This is a genomic window from Gemmobacter aquaticus (assembly GCF_007859075.1).
Taxonomy (GTDB): Bacteria; Pseudomonadota; Alphaproteobacteria; order Rhodobacterales; family Rhodobacteraceae; genus Gemmobacter; species Gemmobacter aquaticus.
This window is the reverse complement of the sequence record NZ_VOAK01000022.1, coordinates 132388-154550: the sequence shown is the minus strand read 5'-3', so window position 1 is coordinate 154550 and position 22163 is coordinate 132388. Positions and strand designations below refer to the sequence as shown.

The following is a 22163-nucleotide window of genomic DNA, read 5'->3' as shown; positions in this document are numbered from 1 at the left end:
ATTTTTGTCAGACTGTCATGAAGCCGAAGTTTGTTGCGTTTTCTTGCTGCCGTGCAGCATTTCGCAGGCAGATTTGGCACCGCTGCCCGAATTTTTAGTTTGGAGACCGAAGAAATGACGCCGCGAACCCTGTTGGCCGGACTGGGGGATGAGCGCAAGGGGTGCGGCCCCCTGATCGCGCCCCTTTCCGAAACGACGCGGCCCCTGCGCCAGCAGGTGTTTGACCGGGTGCGCGCGGCGGGGCTGATTCCCCGCGTGCAGGTCGCCAAGGAACTCGGCGTCTCTCCCGCCTCGGTCACGACAATCACCCAGGAGCTGATCGAGGCCGGTCTGATCGAAGAGGCCTCTGCCCCGCGCGAAGGTGACCAGGGACGCGGCCGGCCCGCGGTCGCACTCTGCGTGCGGTCCTCGGCGCATCTTGTGGCCGGAATGAAGCTCTCTGACCGTGAACATACCGCTGTGGTGGTAGACTTCTCGGGCAACCTGATCGCCGGCGACGTCATCCCCCGTCGTCCCGGACCGATGAGCCTGCCAGAGCTGTTGGCCGCGATCGAAACGCTGCTGCATCGCGTCTGCGCCAAGGCCGGGATCGAGCCCGCCAATCTGACCGCGCTTGGGCTTGGGGTGCCGGGCTTTGTCGATTGCCAGTCGGGAATGGTCATGTGGTCATCGGTTCTGCTGGAACGCGGTGTGGCCCTGGCACAGGCGGCGACCACGCACCTCGGCCTGCCCGTCCATGTGGACAACGACGCCAATCTGGTGACGCTGGCCGAGCTGTGGTTCGGCGCAGGGCGGGCGCTGGCCGATTTCGCGGTCGTCACCATCGAGCACGGCGTGGGCATGGGGTGCGTGATCAATCACCGCATCTACCGCGGCGCCAAGGGCCTTGGCATGGAGCTGGGCCATACCAAGGTGCAGCTCGACGGCGCGCTCTGCCGCTGCGGCCAACGCGGTTGCCTTGAGGCCTATGTCGCCGACTATGCCCTTGCGCGCGAGGCGACCACCGCGCTGAACTGGAGCCACCGCGAGGGCCAGTCGATCAACGTCCTGCTGGAAAGCCTCTATGATCACGCCAAGGCGGGGAACACCGCTGCCCGGTCTATCTTCCGGCGCGCGGGGCGCTATCTCGCGGTAGGTCTGTCCAATGTGGTGAACCTCTTTGACCCCTCGCTGATCATCTTGTCGGGCGAGCGGATGCGCTACGACTATCTTTATGCCTCGGAAACGCTGGCAGAGATGGAGCAGCTTGCGATCTCGACCGGCCGCCCGAAGCCGCCGGTCAAGATCCATGCCTGGGGCGATCTTCTCTGGGCGCATGGCGCGGCGGCTCTGGCCTTGTCAGAGGTCACCGACGCGCTTTTGATGCCTGCGCGTGAATCCGCAGCCTGACCCGGCAAAACCGGCGCGACTTGCCTGCAACGATTGAGCTTCGCAGCCCAAGCTGCAATACTCGATGCGATTTCGATAGCTGGGGGTACGCGTGTCATTCTTGCGTCTGCGACCGATCGCTGGGGCCGCCATTCTGGCTCTGGCGGGCACAGGCCTCTCTGAACTCGCCCTGGCAGAAAAGGCGGCGGATCAGATTGTGCGCTTTGGGGTCACCGGGCCAGATGCGGCCGAGGTTGACGATGCCGTGCGCGCAGCATCCTCGCTGCTCGGTACAGTACGCGATGGCAACACAGAACCCGACGACCTCTATGGTGCCGCACGCGCGGAATATGCCAGCATCGTCAATGCCTTATATGCGCTTGGTCATTACGGGCCGGTTGTGCATGTGCTGATCGACGGGCGTGAGGCCGCCTCGATCCCGCCGCTTGAGGCCCCGAAACGGATCGGGCTGGTCACTGTGACCGTAGACCCGGGACCAAAGTTCCAGTTCTCGGACGCTGTCGTGGCGCCGCTTGCCCCTGAAACCCGCCTGCCCGAGGATTTTGCCCGCGGCAAGGTTGCCCGCAGCGATCTGGTGCGGCAGGCCGTCCAGACCGGCGTGGACGGGTGGCGCGATGTCGGTCACGCCAAGACCAAGGTTGCCTCGCAGCGCGTGATTGCCAATCACGACAACAGCACGCTGTCCGCCAATGTTCAGCTGAACCCCGGCCCGCGCCTGCGCTTTGGGACCCTGACCGTGAAGGGCAACGAGCGGATGCGCGAGCGCCGCATACACAAGATCGCGGGCCTTCCCGAAGGCGAGGTCTACAGCCCCGAGGATCTGCGCCGTAGCGCCGAACGCCTGCGTCGGACGGGTGTGTTCAGCTCGGTCACGCTGACCGAAGCCGAGGCCATCCGGGCGCCCGACTACCTCGACATCACCGCAACCGTCGTCGAAGAGCGGCGGCGGCGCTATTCCATCGGGGCTGAAGTCTCCAGCCTCGACGGGATTGACCTGACCGGCAGCTGGCTGCACCGCAACCTGTTGGGTGGGGGCGAGCGGCTGCGGGTCGATGCCGAGATCGGCAATATCGCCGCGCAGTCAAGCGGGGTGGATTATGGGATCGGCGTGCAGCTTGACCGGCCCGCCACGCTGACGCCAGACACGACCCTCAGTTTCAAGACCGCCTTCGCGCATCTCGATGACGAGGATTACATTGCCGACATCGTCACGCTGGGCGCGGGGTTCAGCCACTTCTTCTCCGAGCAGCTTACGGCGAGTGTCGGGCTTGAGTTCGGCTACGCCAAGGTGGACGACTTCTTTGACGAATACACCTACGAATACCTGAACCTGCCGATCGGTGTCACATGGGACACCCGCGACACCAAACTTGACGCGCAGAAAGGCTTCTTCCTTTCGACCCAGGTCAGCCCGTTCCAGGGGTTCAACGATACCGACAGCGGTGTGCGCATCACGGCTGATGGCCGGGGCTATCTGACCTTTGGCGAGGAGCGCCCCCTGACATTGGCGGGTCGCGCGCAACTTGGCACGATCATCGGGTCGACCCTGCTCGGCACACCCCGCGACTTTCTGTTCTACTCGGGCGGGGGCGGCACCGTGCGCGGCCAGCCCTACCAGTCACTTGGCGTCGATTACCCCGAGATCTACGCTGAAAAGATTGGCGGCATGGCCTTTGGCGCCCTGTCAGGCGAGGTGCGTGCCCGTGTGACCGAAAAGATCGGCGTCGTGGGCTTTCTCGATCTCGGCTATGTCGGCGCGATGGATTTCGGCGGCGACTATGGCAACTGGCATGGCGGCGCCGGACTTGGGGTGCGCTACGCGACAGGCTTTGGCCCGATCCGATTTGACGTCGCCGCCCCAATCGAGGGCAGCGTCGATACCGGTGAAGGGGTTCAATTCTACATTGGTATCGGACAGGCCTTCTGATGAAGCGGATTTATGCTCTTGCCCTTTGCGCCCTGCCCCTACAGGCGGCAGCTCAGGAAGACGACCGAGGGTTTCTGACCCGCCTGCTTGAAGACAATCTCTCGGGTGCCGGACGCGCCGTTACCATCACGGGGTTCGAGGGCGCGCTGTCGTCGCAGGCCACCATGGCGGAACTGACCATCGCCGATGACACCGGCACATGGCTCACCCTGCGCGATGTGGTGCTGGACTGGAACCGGGCAGCGCTTTTGCGAGGCAATGTCTCGGTCAATACACTGAGCGCGGCTGAGATTGTGCTTGATCGGATCCCGCAGTCGCAAGCGGGTCCGGAACTCCCCTCGCCCGAGGCGAAGCCCTTCGCGCTGCCAGAGTTGCCGGTCTCGATCAACATCGGCCAGCTCTCTGCGCAAAAGATCACGCTGGGGGAATCTGTGCTGGGACAGCCGGTCGAGGCGCGGCTCGATGCGGCCGTCTCTCTCTCGGGTGGCGAGGGGCAGGCCAGGCTTGACCTAACCCGCACTGACGCGGGCCCTTCAGGTGTGGTCGATCTGACGGCGGGCTTTGTCAATGAATCAGGCGTGCTCTCGCTTGACCTGCGCGCGGCGGAGGACGCAGGCGGTATCGTCACCACCTTGCTGGGCCTGCCGGGCGCCCCGCCGGTCGAGCTTGCGGTTCAGGGCGAGGGGCCGCTGACCGACTACACCGCCAATATTCGCCTTGCCTCGGACGGTGCTGACCGTCTGGCCGGAACGGCCAAGGTGGCGAGCGGCACCGCCCCCGGCGACACCCGCTTTGCGCTGGACCTGCGCGGCGATCCGGCACCTTTGTTCCTGCCGGAATATGCGGCCTTCTTCGGGTCAGACGTGGCGTTGACGGCACAGGGCGAGCGCCGGGCCGATGGTGCACTGGAGGTCAGCCAGTTTGGCGTCACCACGCGCGCCCTGCGGCTCGGCGGCGATCTGGCGCTGGCAAGCGATGGCTTGCCCCAACGCTTTGATGTGAAGGGCAATCTGGGGCTGGATGGCCAGCGCGTGCTTTTGCCAATCGCGGGCGACAAACCCACCTATGTATCGCAGGCTAACCTCAATCTGGCCTTTGACGCGGTCAAGGCAGATCGTTGGACGATTGATCTTGGCGTAACGGGACTGGACGCGCCCGAGCTCGGCCTTGGGCAACTTGGCGTCACTGGGGGTGGCAGCATCGCGCGCCCCGACGGCAAGCCGCTTGCCGAGGGAACGATCGACTTTGCCGCGACAGGTGTCGCAGCTGCCGATCAGGCGCTGGCCCGTGCCATCGGCGACACGCTGAAGGGCCGCCTCGGGTTTCGCTGGCAAGAGGGGCAGGATGCGCTGGCCCTGCCGCTTCTTCAGGTCGAAGGCGCAGATTTCGGCTTTGACGGGGCGCTCGATATCGGCGGCCTTCAATCAGCGCTGGCCCTGAAGGGTCAGGGCGCTGTGCGCGCCGATGATCTTGCGCGGTTCTCGGACCTTGCGGGCCGATCACTGGGCGGCAAGGTGCAGGCCCAGCTTTCGGGCGATGCAGCGCTTCTGACCGGCGCCTTTGACCTTGCGGGTCGTATACAGGGTGAAGGGTTGAAGGTCGGGATTGCCGAAGTGGACAATCTTCTGGCCGGATCCTCAGCCATCACGATAAACATCAAACGCGACCAAACCGGCACCCGCCTGAACACGCTGGATGTAACGGCCGCCAGTCTCAAGGCGACGGCCAAAGGCTCCCTGGCCACAACGGGCAGTGATCTGACCGCCGATCTGAGTTTTGGCGACCTGTCGGTGTTGGGCGGGCCGTATCGCGGCAGCCTTGCAGGTCAGGCGCGCGTCACAGGCACCAGCCAGGATGCGGTCGTTACGTTTGACGCGCGCGGAAACGGCCTTGCGGTGGGCATCGCCGAGGCTGACAGCCTGCTGCGCGGCGCATCGACCATCACGGCAAAGGCGCGGGTGCGGGGGCAGACCGTCGATCTGGAACAGCTGACGGTCAATGCCGCGACGCTGGATCTTTCGGCGCAGGGCAAGATCGACCCTGCGGGCCATGATCTGCGCGCCCGGATGGGCTTCAGCGATCTGCGCACTCTTGGCGGCGGATATCGTGGCAGCCTGACGGCGGATGCCACCTTCCGCGGAACGCCACAGGATGGCGCGCTGACGCTGCGCGCGAATGGCCGGGGTCTCGCCATCGGGCAGCCCGAGGCCGACCGCCTGCTGGCGGGCGAGACGCGTCTGGCTGCGGATGTTGCGCTGCAGGGCGGGCAGGTCAAGGTGAACACCGCCAACCTGAGTAACCCGCAGATGCGCGCCGATCTCCGCGGCACCATCGAAGGGGCGAACCGCCGCCTGACGGTCGATGCCGCGATCAACAATCTGGCGACCGTCCTGCCCCAATTTCCCGGTGCACTGACCATCAAGGGCACGGCTGTCGAGGACGCGCGCGGCTATGACCTGAACCTTGCCGCGCGCGGTCCGGGTGGGATCGACAGCACAGTGCGCGGTCGGATGGCGTCAGACTTCTCAACGGCCGATCTGGGCATTGCCGGGCGTGCGCAGGCAGCGCTTGCCAACCCCTTTGTCGATCCGACCACGGTAACCGGTGGGGTGCGCTATGACCTGCGGCTGGTGGGGCCGCTGGCGCCTGCCTCACTGCGCGGCACGGTGACGCTGGATGGCTTGCGCATCGCCAACCCCTCGGCCCCCAACAGTGTCGAGGGGCTGGGCGGAACCATTACACTGTCGGGCGGCACGGCCCGGATTGACCTGCGTGGACGCAGCAACGCAGGCGGCGACTTTTCGATCGCGGGCAGCACGGGGATCGAGGCCCCCTTCCAGGGCAATATCGACGTCAGTTTACGACAGTTGATCCTGCGCGATCCCAACCTGTTCACGACGCGTCTGAATGGCGGGGTCTCCGTTCGCGGTCCGCTCGCAGGGGGGGCCATGATCGCGGGCAACATCACGCTCAGTGAAACCGAACTTCAGATCCCCTCCACCGGCTTTGGTGGTGCGGCAGGTCTTCCGGGCCTTGAGCATAGGGCCGAGCCTGCGGATGTACTCGCAACGCGCAAGCGCGCCGGACTGCTTGGCGACGGCAGCAAGGCCTCGGGCGGTGGGGGCAGCAAGATGCGTCCCTACGGGCTGGACCTGACTGTGTCTGCTCCGCAGCGCATCTTTGTGCGCGGTCGCGGGCTTGACCTTGAGATGGGCGGAGAGCTGCGCGTAGGCGGCACCACCGAGCGCATCGTCCCGTCGGGTGGGTTCGAGCTGGTTCGCGGCCGGCTGGACATTCTGGGCAAGCGTCTGACGATTTCCGAAGCGACGATCCGAGTTGAGGGCGACTTCGACCCTTATCTTCAGGTCGTGGCCTCGAACGAAAGCGACGGGATCACAAGCTCTGTCCAGATCGAAGGGCCGGTCAGCGAGCCTGACGTCAGCTTCGTCTCAAGCCCCGAACTGCCGCAGGAAGAGGTTCTGGCGCGGCTTTTGTTCGGGCGCGACCTGAGCTCACTTTCAGCGTTTCAGGCGATGCAGCTGGCCTCGGCGGTGGCGACACTGGCCGGGCGGGGTGGCGCCGGGATCGTGGGCAACCTGCGCAAGGGATTTGGGCTTGATGATCTGGACGTCAGCACCAATGCCCAAGGCGAGACCACCGTCACAGCAGGCAAGTACATCTCGAAGAACACTTATACCGAAGTCGAGATCGGCCAGGGCGGCCAGGCCGAAATTCACCTCAACCTCGACGTGACGGATTCGATAACGGTGCGCGGTACCGTCGGCAACGATGGCGATACCAGCATCGGCATCTTCAAGCAGAAGGACTACTGAACCGGGGGCAGCCCCGGTTCGGGAACCTCGGCCCGTTCGGCGTCAACTGCGGCGCCGAACAGCACCGCATAGGCGCTGAGGTACATCCAGATCAGAAGGATCACCACCGCCCCGATAGAGCCGTAGACGCGGTTGTAGGTGTTGAAGTTCGCCAGATAGATCACGAACCCACGCGAGACGACAAACCACAGCACCAGCGCCACAAGCAGTCCCACCGTCAGCAGGGGCGGTCTCTGGTGATGCTCGGCCCGGTTCGGACCAAAGCGATAGGTGATCCCCAGACTGAAGACGACCAGCCCCAGCAGGAAAGCCGTATTGGCCAGTTCAAGCGCCAGTGCCGTCAGGGCGCCGAGCGGCAGGAGCGAGATCACGAGTGGCACCACAAGCGCTGCCACAAGCGCCAGCAGCGCCAGGGAGATCAGCCCGAGGGTCAGCACCAGCGCCAGCAGAGTGCCACGCAGGCTGCCGTGATCGGGCCGGTGGTGGACAGCATTGAGACCCGAGATCATGCCGGCAACGCCCGCGCGCGCCGACCAGAAGGCGACGAGAAGCGACAGGATCGTAGTCCAGCCCAGTTCGGTGCTGTTCGCGGCCATCAGTGCCTCGACCTGGCTTGAAAGCAGCGAGAAGGCATCGGGTGGCAGGAAATCGTCCAGAATCTCCAGCTCGCGCCGAATCGCTTCTGGATCCGCGGCTATGCTCCACAAGGCGATGACCAGAGCTATGCCCGGAAAGACAGCCAGAAAGCCGTAGAACGCCACCGCAGCCGCAGCCATACCAAGCTGCGCCTTTGCAGCGCGGACGAAGATGCGTGCAAGGCGGCGCTTCAACCTGTGAATAAGGGTCGGCACAGTGCGCAGTCCTGAAAAACAGAAAGGCCCGCTAGAAGCGGGCCCCCTGAACCGAATGCTCGGTAACCACCGATTAGTTGGTGGTGTCGTCCGACGAGTCCGACGACAGAGCGGCGATCAGCGCCAGGCCTGCGAGGCCAGCGATGATGCCGGCGGTGCCGATCGACGAAGCCGGTGCAGCAGCAACGACTGCCGGCTCTTCAGCCACGACAACCGGGCCACCAGCGAATGCAGCGGTCGAAGCCAGCGAGGCGGCGACGACGAGAGCAGCGAACTTTTTCATTTTATCTCTCCATGACTTAGTATTGGCGATTGCCCACGCGATATCACAACGCGACAGGGAAAGTAAGACTGAACTTCTAGCCCCTGTCAATCACCCGGAAAAGCTCGATCGGGCCCCATTCCGTCACAAGCAACTCCTTGGATTTCCTTACTTTTCCGTCACTTTCGAACCAGTATTCATTGGTAAATTGACCCCGATTTCCGGTGCACTGTTCCAGCATATGACGGGTCGAATGTTGCCGGCCTACCACAGTAATGGTTTCTGCGCCTGCGAAACTGACCGCACAGTCGTAGGTAAAACGGACAAGACGATCGCCGCCATCCAGATAAGCATAGCTACGCCGATAGGTTGAGCCGGGATTCTGCAGCTGCGAACGACTCGGAGTCGCAGATTCCATGATGTCGGGGCCGATGCCGCGCGTCTGCGACATGACATCGTCCTTGAAGGTGATGGTGATGTCGTTTGACGTCGACCAGGTCACGACATTTCCCTGCTGGGAGATCGGGACAAGGTAAAGGAGCCCGCCCGACGACGCGATCGTGCCCATGATGACCGGCGTGCCCAGCTTTTCCAGTTCGGCCCGCGACACCTGAGCGGGCGCCGCCGCACCGCCCTTGCCCATGACCACACCGGCAAGCGTCTTGCCAAAGAGGACAGCCGGTGAGGATTGGCCTTTGTCGCTGCCGCATGCGCCAAGCGTCAGCGCGACTGCGCCGAGGATGGCAAACCCGATGCTGCGTGTCATTTCCAGAACCGCCCCCACTGTCCGTCGATGCTCGACTCGTCATGCCGGCGGATGGATTCGTACAGGCGATCCGCGACATTGAGGCGTGCGCCGCCATCCCGAGTAAGCGGCCTGATCGTGGCGCCATAGGTGTCGGTGGACGGCGTCCCCAGGCCCCAGGTAAGCGGAATCGTCAACGTAATGCCCTTGTCGAACGAGCCCTCGCCGAACTCCTCGGCCGAAACGTCAGTCTTGGTCGCAAAGACCCCGACACGCCAGCCATTCTCGAACTCGCGGTTCAGCGAAAGGGTGGCGCCGACGTCCCCAGCCAGATAGCGGCCCACATCAAGCTGGGCATGATACCCCTCGCCGAATTCATAGTAGCCCGACACATGGCCCGTCGTGACCGTGTAATCCTGGAAGGTGAAGAGCTGGTCATAGTCGCGCTGTTGCACGTAGTTCACCTCGGCGCCGAGCGCGAAGGGGCTATCCACCCGCTTCCACAGGACTTCGGCCGAAACACCGCCAAACATGCGCTCGATCAGGCCGACCGTCACCCGGCTGTAAACCGTTGGCGTCGGGCTGGCGTACCAGGCGGCGGTCAGATGCTCGATCGCGGGGCGCCCCTGCTCGTTATAAAGCGCGGCGTCCGAGCGCACGTGCGGCAGTTCCGAGGTCGAGGGGGTCGGATCGTCATCAAGGTTGCCGAACAGCGGCTGCGTGATGGCACCTGACAACACAATACCCGGTGCAGCCTCATAACGGCCAGACAGTTCAAGTCCGAAATCGGCCTTGAAGGGCTCGTCCGGGTCAAACAGTTCGATCTGCGCATAGGGGGCCAGCGACCAGCGGAACCGCGGATACAGATCCGGGTTCATCGTCATGTCGAGGGTCCGCAGCGGCGACGTCTCAGTCACCACGACACCCTTGCGCATGTCCTCGGTCGCAGTGGGCGAGTTTTCGGTGCGTTCAAGCGTTTTGCGGTCAACCACGATGCGTGAAGCGGGTATGCCGTCATGCACTGGCAGGATCTCGAAAGTCTCGACCGAGTTCGGCATGGTATAGGACATGGCCCGCGCGACCCGACCCACCATCTGCGCTTCGGCATCGTAGCGGTTGTTGCGGACGGTGACGCGGGCGGTCGTGCCATCAAAGTTCATGCCTTCGACCACAAGGCCGTCGGTTTTTAGCCGCTTGTTGATATTGGAGATCAGCAAGGGCGCGGCGTCTGGCTGGGTAACCCAGCCAGGATCATAGCTTTCCGGGTCGGCGCTGCGGGCAGGCCGCGGCTGGACCGGATCGGGCGCGCCGTCGCGGATGCTGCCCATCGGGCGTTGCTTGGGATTGATCGTGAAATGCGCGGCAAAGCCCAGTTCGCTGCCGTACATGTAATAGCCACCGACACGGAACCATTCGTTGAAGGTGTATTCCGCGCCAACGTTGATCGGGCTGCTGCGATCAAAGGTCTTGCGTTGTTCCGCCTCGACATCGAAATTGTCCGAGGAATATTCGAGCTTGAATGACAGCTTGTCGGTCGCCTGCCACTCCACCCCACCAAAGAAGGCGGAGGGGCCGCGGAACCAGGTGTCGTAGTTGAAATCGCCACCCTCATCGACCTGGATCTTCGGCCGGTCGCCAAAGGGTGATCCGAAGGATCCGTAGCTTCCAAGCCGGCCCCAGCCGAGGCCGAGGGTGGCCTTGAGCTCTGGCGTGATGTGCTTGGTCGCCGCGATGAACTCGCCCGACAGGATCCCGGTTCCGGCGATGTCCTGCAGCCCGATGACCACCGAAGGCAGATAGCCCCGCTCCTGCAACAACTGATAGCGGAAGTCGAAGGAGCGGTCGTAATAGGTCTCATAGCTGTTCACCCGACCCTGACAGTCGGGATAGCAGTTCAGGTTGGCGATCCAGTCCTCGACCCCGTAGTATCGAAAGCTCGCCGACATGCGGGGGGTGATCTGGAAGGTCAGCGTCGTGCGGCTGATCGGGCCGAACGTCCCGTAAGAGCTGGTCAGATAGGCATCAGGCTGCATCTCACCCGACGGCATGTCGATCAGACCGCTGACACCGTAAAGGTTGAGCGTGGCGCGCGGAAAAACCGGATCGGCAGACTGCGCCTGCAAGGCGGAAGAGGCTACGAGGGCCAACAACGAGGTGGCGGCGAGATATCCCGCCTTCCGGGCCGAGAACGTCATCATGCGGTTGTTGCCTTGGCTTCCTGAATGTTTCGAGCGCAGAATAGGAGAAAGTCCGCGCCGCAACAATCGCCCAACCGTCAGTATCGGCACATCATTGCGCGGCGGAAACATGTTGTGCGGGCTGATAGCCGTTCACCCACCTGACGATCACGCCCCGCGCGGCATCCTCGTCACCCACGGCGACGGCCGAACGCAACTCGCGCAGCGCCGAGGCCATTTCGAGCTCCGACAGGCTTTCTTCACGGGCGCGCATGATCTTGCTGTGCGGTGTGGTCAACAGTCCCGCCCCGATCAGCAGTTCTTCATAGAGCTTCTCTCCGGGCCGCAGACCGGTCACTTGAATCTCTATATCGCCATCGGGATTGCGATCGTCGCGCACCGAATAGCCCGCCGCATGGATCATCTGCACCGCCACATCGCGGATCTTGACCGGCTTGCCCATGTCCAGAACGAAAACATCGCCCCCGCGCGAGGTTTGCGCATCCGAGAATGAACCCGCCAGCAGAACAAGCTGCGCGGCCTCGGAGATGGTCATGAAATAGCGCGTCACGTCCTCATGCGTCAGGGTGACAGGGCCACCCTTGGCGATCTGCTCCTTGAACAGCGGGATGACAGAGCCTGATGAGCCCAGCACATTGCCGAAGCGCACCATGGAAAACACTGTCCCGCGTGAGCGTTTGGCAAGATCCTGGATCACCAGCTCGGCCAGTCGCTTGGATGCACCCATGACATTCGTGGGACGCACGGCCTTGTCGGACGAGACGAGGATGAACCGCCCAACACCCGCCTCATGCGAAACCTCGGCTATGGTGCGGGTGCCAAGGACGTTGTTGGCAAGTCCTGCCAGCGGGTTGATTTCCACCAGCGGCACATGTTTGTAGGCAGCGGCGTGGAATACGACGTCGATGGCGTACTGGTTGATCACGATCCGTGTCAGCCGGCTGTCGGTGACCGATCCCAGCACCGGGACGATCTCTATACCTGAATCCTCGATCCGCTCTCGCAATTCGCGGTCGATGTTGTAAAGCGCGACCTCGCTGACCTCATAAAGCACGATCCGCGCGGGCGCATAGTTGATCAATTGCCGGCACAGCTCTGACCCGATCGAACCGCCCGCCCCGGAGACGAGGATCGACTTGCCACGATAGGCGCCATCAGCCTTGAGCAGACGATGGTCGATCTGCGCCCGACCCAGAAACTGTCCGGGGACCACGGGCGACAGATTGTCGATCAGCTCTTCCTCACCCACCAATTGCGCGAAAGAGGGCAGCGACTGAACCTTGAGCCCCATGGCCCGCAGGCCGCGCGAGAGGCGTGCGATCTTGGGCGCCGAGACCGAGGGCATCGCAAGGATCACCCGGTCGATATCATATTGCTCGGCCAGTACCTCCAGCCGGTCGGGGGGCAGCACGCGCAGCCCCGATACGGTGGTCGAATGCAGCGCGGCGTTGTCGTCGACAAAGGCCACCGGCACGATGCGCTCGTGTGAACGCAGCGCGGCAACAAGCTGCACGCCGGTTGCCCCGGCCCCGTAAATCACCACACGGTGCTTTTGCTTGCCATGGCGCAGGACCCACAGCAGCGCATGGAACATGGCCAGACGCACCCCGACCGAGGCGATAAAGGTCACAAGCCCGAAGACGACCACACCGGCAATCGGGAATCCGGGCATGAACAGGCCCAGTATGATCGGCACCGCAAGCGCAAGAACCAGCGCAAACATCGCCGTCCGCGCCATCGCATTTGTCTCATAGGCCTTAAGCTGGATGCGCGACAGACCGAGCCAGATCGACAGCGCACCGCCAATGGTGGCCAGTATCGGCAGCGCCAGAATGACACGGGGATAGATCACGAAGGCCGACAGCCCATTGCGTATCAACACAAGGGTCAGCACCAGAACTGCGGGCGGCAGCAGCGTGTCGATCACCAGCAGGACAAACTGCTTGTTCCTGCGCGAGAGCTTCGACTGAAAGATGTGAAGCGCGTCCCTTAGCTGCCGCATCTTGTTCCTTGTCGGTCCGGTCGTTTGCCGCCGGGCCTTTGTTCGATTTTGAAAAGGACTGCCCAATCTTAATGCATTACGGCCCTTGCAACAAGGCCGTCACATACTTGACTGGCGTGATTCGGCCTAGGGCTGTTTCCGCTTCGTCAACCGCTTCAAGAGCACACGCTTGCCGGTCTGCGCAATGAGGGCCATGTCGAAACACAGCGACCTGTGGCGCTGATAAATCAGGTCGAGCGTCGCCTTTCTTGGCACGCAGCGCCGCGAATAGACTTCGTCCGTCTCGGCCGCGCTGGAACAGCAGGCCAGAATCCGCTCCTCATGGGCATGAAAATGCAGCGATGCAAGGCCGGTAATTCCCGGTCGGCTGCGCAGAACCTGTTCATAAAGTTCAGGAAATCTCTCGACATACAGGCGAAGCGGTGGGCGCGGACCCACAAAGCTCATGTCACCCCGGATCACGTTCCAAAGCTGCGGCACCTCATCCAGCCGGGTCTTGCGCAAAAAGCGGCCCATGCTTGTGATCCGCGCGCTTTTGTCACCCCCCGAGACCCCGCTGTCGCTGCGCGCCACTGTCATCGTGCGCAGTTTCCACAACCGGAAGGGCTGTCCCGGCGCCTTCATCCGCTCGGCCACGTAGAAAATGGGGCGCCCTTCCTTGACCAGCAGGACCACCAGCAAGACCGTGAAAGGCACCAGCAGGACAGCACCCAGAAGCAGCGCCAGCACCAGATCGAACACTCGCTTGCCAAAGGTCAACGTGCAGGCCCCTCTTCCAGTCGCAACTCTTGCATCAAGGCGCGCGCGCTGCCCGGTCCGGCCAGACCGGGGCAAAGCGCCTCCAGCAAGGTCGTATCCAGCACCAGCCGCGCCAGAACCGCCGGATTGTCCGGCCCCCATTGCCATGAAATGCCGCCCGTCTCCAGCAGTTCGGCCATGCCGACCGGCAAGGGGGCTGCGATGTTCAGCACGGGGGGAAGCGACGCACCCGCCTGCGCAAGTTCGGCAAGCCGCCATAGCACACGGGCAAGGCTGCGCGGACCGATGTAGGACCGCATCGGCCCCTCTGGCTGTCCCGGCACCGGATCAAGCGTCACAATACGCCCCTGCTGCACGCCGCCGATCAACGCATCCGCCCCAAGCACATTGCCGATCCGCAAGAGCGTCAGGCCAGGACGGCCAGGGTGCGACGCCCACTCCAGCGCCACCTCCTCCATCCGCAGCTTTGCCTCGCCGTAGGGATTTGCCGGATGCGGTTCATCATTTTCGCAAAGGGCACGCTGTTTGGCGCTGCCGCGACCATAGACTGCCGAGGAAGAACAAAGAAACACATGCCGCGCGCCCGAGATCCGCGCCGCCTCGCATCCGGCAAGGCCGAGATCCACATTCGCGGCCAAAGCGTTGGCGTCGCCACCGGTCACGCCAGCAAGGTTGAGGACCACCCCATCCGGCAGCGCCACCCCGGAGGGCCATGGCTCTGACAGCATGTTCCAGGCGAGCCATCCCGCTGCAGCGTCGGGAACAGATCCCGACCGCGCCTGCCAGAGTACCGGCTGATATGGTGCCGATACCCAATGCTGTCGTAAGATTGCACCCAACCGACCCGTTGCGCCAAGAACACAGATCATTCCAACCCCGGCATAGTTTCGCCTAAGAATTCTTCGGCATTGAACCCGTTCCGTTCCCCAAGTATCTTCTGACGCCAAAACAAGTCCACCCCCGCCGGGTGGTCTGCCGGAGTTTCAGATGACGCAATTCGCCGGAAAGGTCGCGCTGATTACAGCCTGCCTCTCCATCCTTTCCGCCTGTTCCGATCCGCCCGGCGGTGCTCCACAAGCAGGCCAAATTCTTAGTGAGGCTTCGCAGAAGGACGCGAACTACGCGGTCTACCCTGTCACGCGCGAGACCCTGCCCCTGCTTGCATCATGGCCCAGGCATGACCGAGCCCGTCAATATGGCTGGATCAAGCGGCAATCGGGCCCGTCTTCGCAAGTGATCGCGCCGGGCGACGTGATCGATCTGGCGATCTGGGACAACGGCGACAGCTCGCTTCTGATGGAGAAGGGCCGGAAAACCGTCGAAATGAAGGGGATCCGCGTGACCCCGGCAGGCGAGGTATTCCTGCCTTACGTCGATCAGGTCTATATCGCGAACATGACCCCTGACCGCGCCCGTGCCGTGGTGCAGGAAAAGTTCTCGGCCATCAGCCCTACCGCGCAGGTGCAACTGCTACATACACCGGGCCGCGAAAGCTCGGTCGATCTGATCAGCGGTGTGACTACTCCGGGCAGCTTCCCTCTTCCCGATCGCGACGTGACCGTGCTTGGCCTGATCGCCATGGGCGGTGGCATCAGCAAGGATCTTATCAATCCACAGGTCCGGCTGTCGCGCAATGGCAAGCTTTACGGCATCTCGGCCAACAAGTTGATGGATGAACCCTCGCTCGATACGACGCTTGCAGGCGGCGACAAGGTGTACTTGGAAAGCGACGAGCGGTACTTCCTGTCGCTGGGTGCCGCGAACAAGGAATCGCAGGTCTTCTTTCCAAGCGATCAGGTCACGGTTCTGGATGCAGCCTCGCTCGTCGGTGGCCTCAGCGCGACGCGCGCCAACGCCAAGGGCGTGCTGATCCTGCGCGAGTATCCCTCGACCTCGATCCGCACCGACGAGACCGGCCCCAAGACCAACCGTGTCGTGTTCGTGTTTGACCTGAAATCGGCAGACGGGCTGTTCAGCGCCGGCGAGTTCCCCGTCCAGCACAAGGATCTGGTGCTTGTGACCGAGAGCTCGGTCGTCGGAACAGCGACCATCATCAGCCTGATCTACGAAGCCTTCGGTATCGTGATCCGGGCCGAGGATCTGACCTGATCGCAACGGGGGGCGGCGTCAGTCGTCGCCCTCAAGCTTGCCACGCAGATCCCGCAACACGGGAAGCACCCCGCGCACCTTTTCTGCACCAAGCGCAGTCACCACCTCGGCGATCAGCGGGGCGATGGCTTGAACGGCTGCGTCGCGCGCCGCCCGGCCCGAGGGGCTGATCGCCACGAACTTGCGCCGCGCATCGTCCCAGTCGGGACGGATATGGATATGCCCGGCCCATTCCAGCTTGTTCAGCGTATTGGTCATCGCGCCGCGGGTGACGTGGAAACTGCGCGCCAGTTGCGCGGGCGTGCGCTCTTCCTGGATGCGGGCCAGATGATTCAGCACGCCGAAATGCGAAAGTTCCATCCCCTTGGGCAGCACTTTCGAGATGCGGTTGCGCGCAAGCTGATCGGCCATGAACAACTCGCCAAAGAGCGCAATCGCCAGATCCTCGGTTTTCTCTGCCATATCGCCGCCCCTACCCCTTGCCATCACGGACCATCGAAGGGCCGGTCATGGGTCAGGGACGGAACCCGCCCCCGTGCCTTGTCCACTTCAGACAGATCAAGATCGACGAAAGTGACGCCCGGATCGGTGCCCGCATCGACCATAACCTCACCCCAGGGGTTCACTGCAAGGCTGTGACCATGTGTGCGGCGTCCCTTGCCATGCTCTTCGGGGTGAAAGCCCGTCTGCGCGGGGGCCAGCACGAAGCAACCGGTCTCAATCGCGCGGGCGCGGAGCAGAACTTCCCAATGCGCCTCGCCTGTCAGGTGATTGAAGGCTGCCGGAACCGTCAGGATCTGCGCCCCGCCCTGCGCCAGTCGGCGGAAGAGATGCGGAAAGCGCACGTCATAGCAGATCGCCATACCGATCCGGGCGAAGGGCATGTCCGCCACAACCGCGCGCACGCCCGGCCGATAGGCCGCGCTTTCGCGGTAGACTTCGGTCTCTGATACATTGACGTCAAACATGTGGATCTTGTCGTAGCGCGCGACGATTTCTCCGTCGGCGCCAATCAGGAAAGACCGATTGGCGAATCGCCCGTCGGCATCGCCGGTCAGCAGCCCCAGTGATCCCACCAGCACCGGAATCCCGATTGCGCGCGCCTCGGCACGCAAGGCCGCAAGCGTTTCATCCTCGGCCTCAGTGCGCAGAACCCGCCGCTGGTGATCACGGCTGGAGCTGAGAAGCCCGGTGCATTCCGGCGTCAGCACAAGATCGGCGCCACCTGCCGCCGCCGCCCGCAGGTAGGTCAGCGTTTCGGGAAGGTTCGCCTGCGGATCGTCCCCGACCGTCAGCTGGACCAGTGCGGCGCGCATTCCTCAGCCCGCCAGAAGCGGGTCAAGCTTGCCCGCATCTTCCAGCGCATGCAGGTCATCGCAGCCGCCGACGTGAACCTCACCCACAAAGATCTGCGGCACGGTCCGGCGTCCGCTGGCACGTTCGGTCATGGCTGCGCGCAGCGCTGGATCACCGCTGACGTCAATTTCGGAATAGGTCACGCCCTTGCGCGCCAGAAGCCGCTTGGCTGCCTGACAATAGGGACAGGTCGGGGTCGTGTAGATTTCGACAGGTTTCATCTTCGCATCCGCGTTTCGTGCAGTTGCGGCAAATATAGGGATTCACGCCTCTTTCGCAACGCGACACAGCACCACGACGTCAACCCGTGCGGCACCTGCCGCGAGACAAGCCTCGGTGCAGGCCGAAAGTGTCGCGCCCGATGTCATGACATCATCGACCAGCAGCACCGGACGCCCCGCGGCCACCCAATCGCGACCGGGCCTGACCCGGAACGCCCCTTCGACATTGCGGAAGCGGCCGTCGCGGTCACGTCCTTCCTGACTGCGGGTGTTGCGGTGACGGATCAGCAGATCGGGGCAGGCCGGGCGTCCGGCCTGCCGCGCCAGGGCCTGCGCCAGTACCGCAGACTGGTTGTACTTTCGCCGGACCATGCGCAACCAATGGAGCGGCACGGGCGCGATCACGGTATCCGGCGCGATAAGTGGCGAAGCCGCGCGCATCAGCCATTGCGCCGCAGGCACGGCAAGATCCAGCCGGTCAGCGTGCTTCAGCGCCATGACGAGCTGCCGCGCCGTATCACGATACTGCAAGGCCGCGCGGCCGCGGCTCCACGGTCGTGCAAGCGTCAGGCAATCGTCGCATTGCGCGGCGCGGCCATCGTCCTCGCCCGGCAAGGGTGCGCCGCAGCAGTCGCAGACCGCGCCGCCGATAAATGGCGTCGTCTGCCAGCAGTCGGTGCAAAGACCGAATTCCGTTGCCACCTGCCCATCACAGGCAATGCATAGCGGCGGATAAATCAGCCGCAGCGCCGCTTGCAAACCCATCTCACACACTCCTATGGTCCGCACCGGAAGGAGCCGCCATGCACCCACCGCAGATCGTTGACCGCACCGCCCTAAGCAGAAACCGCCGCCGCGCCCGCCGTGACGCGCTGTTCCTGCATGACGAGGCCGTCATTGAGGTGCAGGAGAGGCTGAGTCAGGTTAACAGGAGGTTTACAAACCCCGCGATCGTGACGCCTTGGCCGGAAATCTGGGCTGAAGTTTTGCCCGGTGCGCGAATTGTTGCGGATGATGAGGTGCTGGACCTGCAGCCGGGGTCGCATGACCTGATTGTCCATGCCATGTGCCTGCACTGGTCAAATGATCCGGTTGGACAACTGGTGCAATGCCGGCGCGCTCTGGTACCGGATGGCCTTCTTCTGGCGCTGACACTGGGTGGGCAGACCCTGCAGGAGCTGCGTGCCGCGCTGGCCGAGGCCGAAATCGCCCAGACCGGCGGCCTGTCCCCGCGTATTCTGCCCATGGCAGAGATCCGCGATCTGGGCGCGCTGCTGCAAAGGGCGGGTCTTGCCCTTCCGGTGGCCGATGGCTTTACACGGACCGTGAGCTATCGTGATGCCTTTCACCTGATGGCCGACCTGCGCGCCATGGGTGAGGCCAATGCTCTGACCGAGCGCACGCGCCACCCGACCCGGCGTGCGGTTCTGGCGGATGCGGCCGCGCGCTATTCTGCCCATTTCGCAACCCCCGATGGCCGCGTTCCGGCCAGCTTCGATATCATCTGCCTGACCGGCTGGGCGCCGCATGAAAGCCAGCAAAAGCCGCTGCGTCCGGGCTCGGCCATCGCCCGACTTGAGGACGCGCTGAAGGCTGCGGCAAAAGACGACAGTTGACCTGACCGCCCCGAAGGCTATCTCGAGCGGGCGAGTATGACAGGAGACGACGATGCTTGATGCGCTGCGCGATGCGGTGGCTGCGATGATCCGCCCGGGAGAGGGTCGCCTGACCCATGCGCCGCAGAGCCACCCGCCGGTGCGCACCGCGCGGATCGGCGTGCTTCTGGCCAATCTGGGCACGCCCGATGCGACCGACTACTGGTCCATGCGGCGCTACCTGAACGAGTTTCTGTCCGACCGGCGGGTGATCGATTATCCTGCGTGGAAGTGGCAGCCGCTGTTGCAACTGATCATCCTGTCCAAGCGCCCCTTCACCAGTGGCGCCAACTACAAGCTGATCTGGGACAATGAGCGGAACGAGAGCCCGCTGATGACCATCACCCGCAACCAGACCGAGGCGGTGGCCGCGGCGCTGAAGGCCCAATACGGCGATGCGGTCATGGTCGATTTCTGCATGCGCTATGGCAATCCCTCGACCGAGTCGAAGGTCCGCGCCATGGTAGAGGCGGGCTGCGAGAAGATCCTCTTCTGCCCGCTTTATCCGCACTATGCCGGGGCAACCTCGGCGACTGCGAATGACCAGTTCTTCCGCGCCCTGATGAAGGAAAAGCGTCAACCTGCGGCCCGCACCCTGCCCGAATACTTTGACCATCCGCTCTATATCGACGCGCTCGCACAATCGGTCGAGGCGGCCTATGCGGGTCTCGATCACAAGCCCGATGTCCTCGTGGCCAGCTATCACGGCATGCCGAAGCGCTACCTGATGGAGGGTGACCCCTATCATTGCCAGTGCCAGAAAACCTCGCGCCTGCTGCGCGAACGGCTTGGTTGGGACAAAGGCGCGATCGACACCACCTTCCAGTCGGTCTTCGGGACCGAGGAATGGCTTCGCCCTTATACGGTCGAGCATGTGGCAGAGCTTGCCAGGCAGGGCAAGAAGCGCATCGCCGTCATCGCACCCGCCTTCAGCGCCGATTGCATCGAAACACTGGAAGAGATCAACGGCGAAATCCGTGAGAGCTTTGAGCATGCCGGGGGTGAGGTTTTCACCTATATCCCCTGCCTGAACGCCGAGGCTGCCCATATCACGGCGCTGACGGCTGTGATTCGCGAGAATCTGGCAGGCTGGATCGCGCCCGCAGAATGAAAAGACGCCGGGGTTTCCCCCGGCGCCCGTCTGTCACAATGGTGGCGGATCTCAGCTGGCAGCCGCCGCAGCCACGACAAGCAGCAGCATCAGCGGAACGATGACGCCGCCGGCCGAAGACGACGTCGCCTGTTCAACGACTTCCGGCTCCATGACCGGCTCAACCATGCCGCCGGCAAAAGCGGTAGAGGCGGCCAGCGTGAGCGCGGCTGCGAGCGCGAATTTCTTCATGTGTGGTAACCTCCAGTATGCCCTGCCGGCCCACTTTGCGTGACCGGCGGGTCCCCAAGACTGATCCTCGTTCCTGTTGTCTATTGCTACGTCAGACAGCAGGCAACGTGGGGCGCATGTGCACTACCTGGACAGCCTGACCGGTCGTCAAATCAGCAACACCTGCGCGCCGATCTGGACGTAGTCATACAGCTCTTCGACGTGCTCGTTGAACATGCCAATGCAGCCGTTCGAGGATTTCCGCCCGATCTTGCGGGTGTCGTGGGTGCCGTGGATGCGGTAATATTCCCAAGACAGCCACATCGCACGGGTGCCCAGCGGGCAATCCGGGCCCGGAGGAATGTATTCCGGCCAGTCAGGGTTGCGCTCGCGCATCGAGGGCGTCGGGCGCCAGGACGGGGCGGGATCCTTCTTGATGATTGTCGTGCGGCCCAGGCGCGTCAGTTCCGGCGAAACCGGCACCGAAGTCGGATAGAGCTTGTAGGTCACCTGGTCGGGCGACCAGTAGTGCAGCGCCCGCGACACCGTATCGACAAGGATCGCGCCATTTTCCAGCGTCGGGAAATAGGGTTGCCAGTCCAGCATGCGGAAGCTGGAGATATTGGCCACAATCGAGCTTTCCGTCTGCGCCAGAACCGGTGCGGCGACCGCGGTGCCCAGCATGGCAGCAGCCCCCCCCAGAACGGCGCGGCGGCTTGGCTTGAACGAGCTATCTGCGGACATGAAGCGGACTCCTGATCTTGCGAATTGAGCGGTTTTTAGCCGCAGCCGCGCACATTCGCAATTCAAACACCTGTCAACAAGCGGATTTGTGCAGAGTTGCGTTTGAACCTTGCCAGCCGATTGGCTAAAGACACGGGCAATCCAAAGCCATCGGTGTGATGAGAGATGACGAAATTCACGGTTCTTGCTGTCTGCGCAGCGGCTCTGCTGTCGGCGTGTTCGCCCGCCGCCAAGGGGCCGCAAGTCGGGCCCGACGGGCGCCCCCTGCCGCAGGTCTACAAGATGTCCAAGGCCGATATCAAAGAGATACCCTACCGTGTGGTGGATTCGGTCAACACATTGCGGGCAGCAAGGGGTGTGCAGCAACTGCAGCTGAACAGCGCCCTGAGCGATGCCGCCGTGGCCCATTCGCGCAATATGTCGGCACAGAACCGTCCGTGGCACTTTGGCTCGGATGGCTCGTCCCCGCCGGTCCGGGCGCAGCGCGCAGGCTATCAGGGTCACCTGCAGGGTGAGCTGATTGCCGAGACCTATCAGTCGGAACTGGAGGTTCTGTCCGACTGGACAGCGCAGCCCGATACGCTTGCCGTGTTGATGGATGCCAGCGCCAACGAGATGGGCATCGGCTGGTATCAGGAGCCTGCGGGCAAGCTGTGGTGGACGCTTCTGACGGGGGATTCGACCCGCCCGCCCGTTGCCAATGTGACGTCGACAGCGCTCGGTCGCTCGGTCAACACCGAGATGGACGGCGCGACCGCACTGCCAACGCAGTAAGGAAAGCCGCGCCGGAA

20 protein-coding genes are annotated in these 22163 nt (G+C 63.3%); 7 read left to right on the top strand and 13 right to left on the bottom strand.

Annotated features, from left to right (window positions below; genetic code table 11):
• Nucleotides 1-114: 114 nt before the first annotated feature.
• The 3 genes from FQU74_RS13790 to FQU74_RS13780 all read left to right on the top strand — a co-directional run bounded on the left by FQU74_RS13790 (nt 115) and on the right by FQU74_RS13780 (nt 7149).
• Nucleotides 115-1389: an ROK family transcriptional regulator gene (locus FQU74_RS13790; RefSeq protein ID WP_146287053.1), complete on the top strand. Its 1275-nt coding sequence runs from the start codon at nt 115-117 to the stop codon at nt 1387-1389.
• Nucleotides 1390-1480: 91 nt separating this feature from the next.
• Nucleotides 1481-3316, top strand: coding sequence for an autotransporter assembly complex protein TamA (locus FQU74_RS13785; protein ID WP_146287052.1), 1836 nt, complete (start codon nt 1481-1483; stop codon nt 3314-3316).
• Entirely contained in the window at nt 3316-7149 is a 3834-nt protein-coding gene (locus tag FQU74_RS13780) for a translocation/assembly module TamB domain-containing protein (RefSeq protein WP_146287051.1), read from the top strand. The genes FQU74_RS13785 and FQU74_RS13780 overlap by 1 nt, the downstream gene beginning before the upstream one ends.
• Here FQU74_RS13780 and FQU74_RS13775 read toward each other — a convergent pair.
• From FQU74_RS13775 to FQU74_RS13745, 7 genes are all read right to left on the bottom strand, one after another.
• On the bottom strand, nt 7143-7979 hold the full coding sequence (locus tag FQU74_RS13775) for a YihY/virulence factor BrkB family protein (protein ID WP_229704397.1): 837 nt from the start codon (nt 7977-7979) through the stop codon (nt 7143-7145). The genes FQU74_RS13780 and FQU74_RS13775 overlap by 7 nt on opposite strands.
• A gap of 94 nt (nt 7980-8073) precedes the next feature.
• A complete protein-coding gene (locus FQU74_RS13770) occupies nt 8074-8283 on the bottom strand; it encodes a hypothetical protein (RefSeq protein ID WP_146287050.1) in 210 nt (69 codons plus the stop codon).
• A gap of 76 nt (nt 8284-8359) precedes the next feature.
• Nucleotides 8360-9028, bottom strand: a complete 669-nt coding sequence (locus FQU74_RS13765; protein ID WP_146287049.1) for a YjbF family lipoprotein — start codon at nt 9026-9028, stop codon at nt 8360-8362.
• Complete coding sequence (locus FQU74_RS13760; RefSeq protein WP_229704396.1) at nt 9025-11205, bottom strand: YjbH domain-containing protein; 2181 nt, start codon at nt 11203-11205, stop codon at nt 9025-9027. The genes FQU74_RS13765 and FQU74_RS13760 overlap by 4 nt, the downstream gene beginning before the upstream one ends.
• Before the next feature lie 91 nt (nt 11206-11296).
• Nucleotides 11297-13207 (bottom strand): nucleoside-diphosphate sugar epimerase/dehydratase, encoded by a 1911-nt coding sequence (locus tag FQU74_RS13755; RefSeq protein WP_146287048.1) that lies wholly within the window; start codon nt 13205-13207, stop codon nt 11297-11299.
• 126 nt (nt 13208-13333) lie between these two features.
• Nucleotides 13334-13966 (bottom strand): sugar transferase, encoded by a 633-nt coding sequence (locus tag FQU74_RS13750; protein WP_146287047.1) that lies wholly within the window; start codon nt 13964-13966, stop codon nt 13334-13336.
• A complete protein-coding gene (locus FQU74_RS13745) occupies nt 13963-14835 on the bottom strand; it encodes an NAD-dependent epimerase/dehydratase family protein (protein ID WP_146287046.1) in 873 nt (290 codons plus the stop codon). The genes FQU74_RS13750 and FQU74_RS13745 overlap by 4 nt, the downstream gene beginning before the upstream one ends.
• A gap of 118 nt (nt 14836-14953) precedes the next feature.
• Between FQU74_RS13745 and FQU74_RS13740 the strand changes: the two genes are divergently transcribed.
• Entirely contained in the window at nt 14954-16075 is a 1122-nt protein-coding gene (locus FQU74_RS13740; RefSeq protein ID WP_146287045.1) for a polysaccharide biosynthesis/export family protein, read from the top strand.
• Nucleotides 16076-16093: 18 nt separating this feature from the next.
• On the opposite strand, the gene FQU74_RS13735 is transcribed toward FQU74_RS13740, so the two are convergent.
• Genes FQU74_RS13735 through FQU74_RS13720 form a run of 4 tightly spaced genes read right to left on the bottom strand, consistent with a single transcriptional unit; the run spans nt 16094 to nt 18417 of the window.
• Complete coding sequence (locus FQU74_RS13735; RefSeq protein ID WP_146287044.1) at nt 16094-16537, bottom strand: MarR family winged helix-turn-helix transcriptional regulator; 444 nt, start codon at nt 16535-16537, stop codon at nt 16094-16096.
• A 23-nt stretch (nt 16538-16560) separates the two neighbouring features.
• Entirely contained in the window at nt 16561-17391 is an 831-nt protein-coding gene (locus tag FQU74_RS13730) for a carbon-nitrogen hydrolase family protein (protein WP_146287043.1), read from the bottom strand.
• A 3-nt stretch (nt 17392-17394) separates the two neighbouring features.
• Nucleotides 17395-17652: a glutaredoxin 3 gene (grxC, locus tag FQU74_RS13725; RefSeq protein ID WP_146287042.1), complete on the bottom strand. Its 258-nt coding sequence runs from the start codon at nt 17650-17652 to the stop codon at nt 17395-17397.
• A 42-nt stretch (nt 17653-17694) separates the two neighbouring features.
• A complete protein-coding gene (locus FQU74_RS13720) occupies nt 17695-18417 on the bottom strand; it encodes a ComF family protein (protein WP_146287041.1) in 723 nt (240 codons plus the stop codon).
• A gap of 38 nt (nt 18418-18455) precedes the next feature.
• Here FQU74_RS13720 and FQU74_RS13715 point away from each other — a divergent pair, with 38 nt between their 5' ends.
• Together FQU74_RS13715 and hemH are read left to right on the top strand one after the other, a co-directional pair.
• On the top strand, nt 18456-19268 hold the full coding sequence (locus tag FQU74_RS13715; RefSeq protein ID WP_146287040.1) for a methyltransferase domain-containing protein: 813 nt from the start codon (nt 18456-18458) through the stop codon (nt 19266-19268).
• 85 nt (nt 19269-19353) lie between these two features.
• On the top strand, nt 19354-20418 hold the full coding sequence (gene hemH / locus FQU74_RS13710; protein ID WP_170246248.1) for a ferrochelatase: 1065 nt from the start codon (nt 19354-19356) through the stop codon (nt 20416-20418).
• Between the two features lie 51 nt (nt 20419-20469).
• On the opposite strand, the gene FQU74_RS13705 is transcribed toward hemH, so the two are convergent.
• Nucleotides 20470-20649, bottom strand: coding sequence for a hypothetical protein (locus FQU74_RS13705; protein WP_146287038.1), 180 nt, complete (start codon nt 20647-20649; stop codon nt 20470-20472).
• Between the two features lie 147 nt (nt 20650-20796).
• A complete protein-coding gene (locus FQU74_RS13700) occupies nt 20797-21372 on the bottom strand; it encodes a L,D-transpeptidase (RefSeq protein WP_146287037.1) in 576 nt (191 codons plus the stop codon).
• Nucleotides 21373-21537: 165 nt separating this feature from the next.
• On the opposite strand from FQU74_RS13700, the gene dalA reads away from it, so the two are divergent.
• A complete protein-coding gene (dalA, locus tag FQU74_RS13695; RefSeq protein WP_146287036.1) occupies nt 21538-22146 on the top strand; it encodes a divisome-associated lipoprotein DalA in 609 nt (202 codons plus the stop codon).
• The last annotated feature ends 17 nt before the right edge of the window (nt 22147-22163 follow it).

Bases quoted from the DNA above. Each gene is read 5' to 3' on its own strand.
- FQU74_RS13790 (WP_146287053.1), top strand. From the start codon at position 115: ATGACGCCGCGAACCCTGTTGGCCGGACTGGGGGATGAGCGCAAGGGG.
- FQU74_RS13780 (WP_146287051.1), top strand. From the start codon at position 3,316: ATGAAGCGGATTTATGCTCTTGCCCTTTGCGCCCTGCCCCTACAGGCG.
- FQU74_RS13770 (WP_146287050.1), bottom strand. From the start codon at position 8,283: ATGAAAAAGTTCGCTGCTCTCGTCGTCGCCGCCTCGCTGGCTTCGACC.
- FQU74_RS13765 (WP_146287049.1), bottom strand. From the start codon at position 9,028: ATGACACGCAGCATCGGGTTTGCCATCCTCGGCGCAGTCGCGCTGACG.
- FQU74_RS13760 (WP_229704396.1), bottom strand. From the start codon at position 11,205: ATGATGACGTTCTCGGCCCGGAAGGCGGGATATCTCGCCGCCACCTCG.
- FQU74_RS13755 (WP_146287048.1), bottom strand. From the start codon at position 13,207: ATGCGGCAGCTAAGGGACGCGCTTCACATCTTTCAGTCGAAGCTCTCG.
- FQU74_RS13745 (WP_146287046.1), bottom strand. From the start codon at position 14,835: ATGATCTGTGTTCTTGGCGCAACGGGTCGGTTGGGTGCAATCTTACGA.
- FQU74_RS13740 (WP_146287045.1), top strand. From the start codon at position 14,954: ATGACGCAATTCGCCGGAAAGGTCGCGCTGATTACAGCCTGCCTCTCC.
- FQU74_RS13735 (WP_146287044.1), bottom strand. From the start codon at position 16,537: ATGGCAGAGAAAACCGAGGATCTGGCGATTGCGCTCTTTGGCGAGTTG.
- FQU74_RS13730 (WP_146287043.1), bottom strand. From the start codon at position 17,391: ATGCGCGCCGCACTGGTCCAGCTGACGGTCGGGGACGATCCGCAGGCG.
- grxC (WP_146287042.1), bottom strand. From the start codon at position 17,652: ATGAAACCTGTCGAAATCTACACGACCCCGACCTGTCCCTATTGTCAG.
- FQU74_RS13720 (WP_146287041.1), bottom strand. From the start codon at position 18,417: ATGGGTTTGCAAGCGGCGCTGCGGCTGATTTATCCGCCGCTATGCATT.
- FQU74_RS13715 (WP_146287040.1), top strand. From the start codon at position 18,456: ATGCACCCACCGCAGATCGTTGACCGCACCGCCCTAAGCAGAAACCGC.
- hemH (WP_170246248.1), top strand. From the start codon at position 19,354: ATGATCCGCCCGGGAGAGGGTCGCCTGACCCATGCGCCGCAGAGCCAC.
- FQU74_RS13705 (WP_146287038.1), bottom strand. From the start codon at position 20,649: ATGAAGAAATTCGCGCTCGCAGCCGCGCTCACGCTGGCCGCCTCTACC.
- FQU74_RS13700 (WP_146287037.1), bottom strand. From the start codon at position 21,372: ATGTCCGCAGATAGCTCGTTCAAGCCAAGCCGCCGCGCCGTTCTGGGG.
- dalA (WP_146287036.1), top strand. From the start codon at position 21,538: ATGACGAAATTCACGGTTCTTGCTGTCTGCGCAGCGGCTCTGCTGTCG.